Origin of the sequence: Marinobacterium iners DSM 11526 (assembly GCF_900107855.1) — a bacterium.
GTDB classification, from domain to species: domain Bacteria; phylum Pseudomonadota; class Gammaproteobacteria; order Pseudomonadales; family Balneatricaceae; genus Marinobacterium; species Marinobacterium iners.
On the sequence record NZ_FNRJ01000041.1, the window covers coordinates 1 to 3,526 of the forward strand.

General features: G+C 45.9%; 5 protein-coding genes and 1 pseudogene. 1 reads left to right on the plus strand and 5 read right to left on the minus strand.

Features of this window, described 5'->3' with window-relative positions; translation table 11 throughout:
• Positions 1-466: 466 nt before the first annotated feature.
• The 3 genes and pseudogenes from BLV48_RS18580 to BLV48_RS19670 form a co-directional block, all read right to left on the minus strand.
• Positions 467-841 carry a hypothetical protein gene (locus BLV48_RS18580; RefSeq protein WP_091828263.1) on the minus strand — a complete coding sequence of 125 codons (375 nt, stop codon included), beginning with the start codon at positions 839-841 and terminating at the stop codon, positions 467-469.
• A 49-nt stretch (positions 842-890) separates the two neighbouring features.
• Entirely contained in the window at positions 891-1,628 is a 738-nt protein-coding gene (locus BLV48_RS18585) for a toprim domain-containing protein (RefSeq protein WP_422730706.1), read from the minus strand.
• A gap of 9 nt (positions 1,629-1,637) precedes the next feature.
• Positions 1,638-1,842 (minus strand): annotated as a pseudogene (locus BLV48_RS19670) (CHC2 zinc finger domain-containing protein); the annotation flags it as partial.
• A gap of 105 nt (positions 1,843-1,947) precedes the next feature.
• Between BLV48_RS19670 and BLV48_RS18590 the strand changes: the two are divergent.
• Positions 1,948-2,346: a helix-turn-helix domain-containing protein gene (locus tag BLV48_RS18590; protein ID WP_091828264.1), complete on the plus strand. Its 399-nt coding sequence runs from the start codon at positions 1,948-1,950 to the stop codon at positions 2,344-2,346.
• 55 nt (positions 2,347-2,401) lie between these two features.
• On the opposite strand, the gene BLV48_RS18875 is transcribed toward BLV48_RS18590, so the two are convergent.
• Together BLV48_RS18875 and BLV48_RS18595 are read right to left on the minus strand one after the other, a co-directional pair.
• Entirely contained in the window at positions 2,402-2,791 is a 390-nt protein-coding gene (locus BLV48_RS18875) for a hypothetical protein (protein ID WP_139253992.1), read from the minus strand.
• A gap of 1 nt (position 2,792) precedes the next feature.
• Positions 2,793-3,526, minus strand: a 734-nt coding sequence (locus BLV48_RS18595) for an RHS repeat-associated core domain-containing protein (RefSeq protein ID WP_139253994.1), incomplete at its 5' end; no start/stop codon positions are given.

Below are 3,526 nucleotides of genomic sequence, written 5' to 3' on the forward strand. Positions count from 1 at the left end.
CCCACAGTTTCCTACGTGGATTTATCGCGTTTCTGAATCAAAAGGGCATCACATCAGTCTGTGAGGCTAATTGGCTGATGCAGAGTTTTGAACACTTTCGCTCCGCGAAATCGATATCCGCCAGGTCGTGCTGTGCAGCTCACTGTGGCCTATTCCCGTGGCGTAGTAGACCTACAGGATTGCCATGTCACGTAGTCCTATACAGCGCTTTGACAAGCGCCTAGCGTTCACTATTGTACATATCTCGACTAATAGCACCACATGCACGGCAAACCGGCACAGCCGTTCACGCCAGACCAGCAGGCCCTGTCACTTTCACCGGCCCCCACAAATGTAGGCGCTAGTCCAAAATGCACAGCCTGCTGGCTAGGCCTGTACACCGAAATCGGAAAGATGTGCACGCCGTGCCGGTCTAAACGCAAATACCAATTAGACTCGGATCCTACTTACTACTTCGCTTATAATTCTAGCTATTCAATGCTTCTTCGTAGGTGATTTTTTTGCATAGGCAAGAAAGCTCAACTCCCACTGACGGCTCTATGTATATTAACTTAAACCCTTCTTTCCCATCAAAAAATGATGAGTCAATATTTAGGATTTTACAACCATATTTAAAATAATCCGAACTTGAAGCCTCCTCAAATATCAGAACATCTAGAATAACATTCTGAAGCATTGCTCCATTAAATAAGAACTTGCTCACGCCTTCAAGAATAATTTGAGCTTTGCTTCCGGTGTCGGGAAACCAGATATTAATAATTATTTTTCTATCATCTCTATTTATATCGAGCCCATAAATTTCCCAATCATGAAGATCTGACATAAATTTTTCTTTTGTCATTTAATTTATTTCCTACTTAACTTGAGAAACTGGCACTCCTAGACCACGATCACCATTCAGCAGCGGCCTTATTACCCGCTTCGTCCCGGTCATAGGCAATCAGTACCCGCTTGATTTTATGATCGATGAACGCGTGTAAAAGCTCGTCAGTAAAACCGTTAATACCGTAACTGGTGGTCACATGCCTAAAGCCCCAGCGCCAGAAGGTTAAGGCATCAATCAGCGATTCACAGAGAATCACTTCCTCGATATTAGCCAGCCCTGCCACATTGAACACGCCCTCATGCGGGCCGGGTAAATACGTGTGCTTGGGTGTACCCTTCCTGAGATTGTCCAGCAACTTGCGGCCATAGACTTCACGGATTACGCCGTTTTCATCCATGACAGGGATAACCAGCGAGCCGTTAAAGTGTTTTCGCCCCGTATCGCGATACAAACCAATACGCTGCAACTGTTCACGGATTTGATTACCCGCTTTGCGGTTCTTCTGCGGTAATCGCAGCCCCAGTGTGCGGTTGGCATAGCCCAATTTAAAATGGTTAATCAGTTCGGCATCGTCCAGCCCGCGCTTGGCCAGGTATTCCTGAACTTCCGGTTCCTGCTTTAAGGTCTGGTGGTAATATTCGATCACCTGCCGCAGCATGGCTTGGTCGGCGGCACCGGTCGTGACAGGCGTTTCCAACTTTGGCACCGTGTTTTGTTTGACGGGGTTTTCAGCAACTAAAGAAGAAGCGCCATCACGCAGTAACTCCACCGCATGGCGGAAGCTCACGCCTTGAATAAGCATTATCCAGTCGATGACCGAACCACCTTTGCCGCAAGCACCTAAGCAGTTCCACAGATTGGATTCCGGGCTGACCACGAAGCTGGTCGTGGAACGGACAATGGCCGATATAATCCTTGCCGTGCTTTTTGAGCTTGATGCCATTTTGCTCAACCAACCGGATCAGCGAGACCTCGTGTTTAATCCGGCTAATCATCTCATCAGGTAGTCGTGCCATAGGAATTTCCTCAAAAACGCGTCAATAGACATTCTTGACGATAACTATATCTACATCTACATATATTATGTTTTTCAACACTACACGTCTGATGAGGGCCTTACAATGACACGCATCTATGATTGGTATGCGAGTCTGGACATGACCGAGTTTGCTGGGCGGCTAAAGCTGCTAAGAGAAGCACGTAATTTAACACAAGCACGATTGGCTGATTTGCTGAGTATCGACCCCAGAGCCTACAACCGCTGGGAGCGCGGCAGTAGCACACCGCAGCTTGAGACACTTATCAAGATTGCCGATGTATTACAGGTCACACTTGATGAGCTGGTTGGCCGCAAACCACCCAGCGAGGAAGTTAAACTCAAGAACTACGAGCTACACACGCTGTGCCAGCAAGCCGATAATCTGCCAGACGCCGACCAGCAAGCGCTGATTTTGGTGATTGATAGTTTTGTGAAGAAAAGCCAGATGACTAAGGTCATGGGGAAAGCTGCGAAGGGGTAAATAACCCTAAAACATTAATGGCCCGCATTGCGGGCCATTATTTAAAGTGAGTGTCCTATTTATTTGCCACGTTCATTTTATTTTTTGTAACCAAACCCACACCACTGTTGATCAATATCGGACTAACTATCACAACACTCTGCATAAAAACCACAAAAGCTAATTTGAAGGATAAAGTGGTTGGAGCATCATGATAAAAACTATCCCCTAACCCGGTAAGATATAGCACGGTTAAGCCAACAGCAGCCACTGGAAAGGCAGCGATCAAACACCGTAAATTTTCACCTACTATCAAACCGACATATAGACTTAGCCACCAAGCATTAATTAATGAATATGCATTTCGTGAATCCGAGTGTGAAAATATAACTTGCATCATCACATATCCAACAATGAAGCAAGCTATATGAATTACACCGATGTAGATTGGGTTACTGATTTTCATATTATGGAATTACTGTCAAAGGAATTATGCCATCGGGGTCATTAAGAATATCATTTAATAGTCTATCCGTTTGGTCATTTCCGGTAATCCCGCCACCTATATCAATACAACCAGCAGACCCATCCCCACTACCACCATGTAAGAAAAAGCCGTCTCTACCAAAGGTGTTTGTTCCATCATTTGGATTTAATGGCATTCGCCAATCACCCCAGTCGCCTCGTGTATTACGTGCTAAATCGCCAAAGAATCCGGGATTAGTTAAATTGCTTGCATTTCCAGTATATCCACCGGTAGGAATTGGTCCCTGATTTCTTGCAGTTTGATCAGTTGAACCATTTCGCCCAGATGATGACGGAATGTTATATGGAGACGATCCATTTTGCGGATCAACTGTAAGAGTGCCACTTGATTGGTCATATTGAAGCGCAGTAAGTCCCAAAGGATCGATGTACATCACTGGATTACTGTTCACGTAAACGTAGGTATTAAGTCCCCCGCGAAGCCCAATCGGATCACTCTGAAGATACCGCCCCGTACTGGGGTCGTAATCCCGATAGTAGTTGTAATGTAGCCCCGTTTCACTGTCAAAATACTGGCCAGGAAAGCGGAGGTTGAATGTCAGGATACTCCCAGGGGCAATAGATGCTTGCCCAAATGCATCATAGTCCGCCCGCCAGACCACCGTTCCCTGATTATCACTCACGACTTGCGGTGTATTAAGATGATCAGTGTGTA

Bases quoted from the DNA above. Each gene is read 5' to 3' on its own strand.
- BLV48_RS18580 (WP_091828263.1), bottom strand. From the start codon at position 841: ATGACAAAAGAAAAATTTATGTCAGATCTTCATGATTGGGAAATTTAT.
- BLV48_RS18585 (WP_422730706.1), bottom strand. From the start codon at position 1,628: ATGCTTATTCAAGGCGTGAGCTTCCGCCATGCGGTGGAGTTACTGCGT.
- BLV48_RS18590 (WP_091828264.1), top strand. From the start codon at position 1,948: ATGACACGCATCTATGATTGGTATGCGAGTCTGGACATGACCGAGTTT.
- BLV48_RS18875 (WP_139253992.1), bottom strand. From the start codon at position 2,791: ATGAAAATCAGTAACCCAATCTACATCGGTGTAATTCATATAGCTTGC.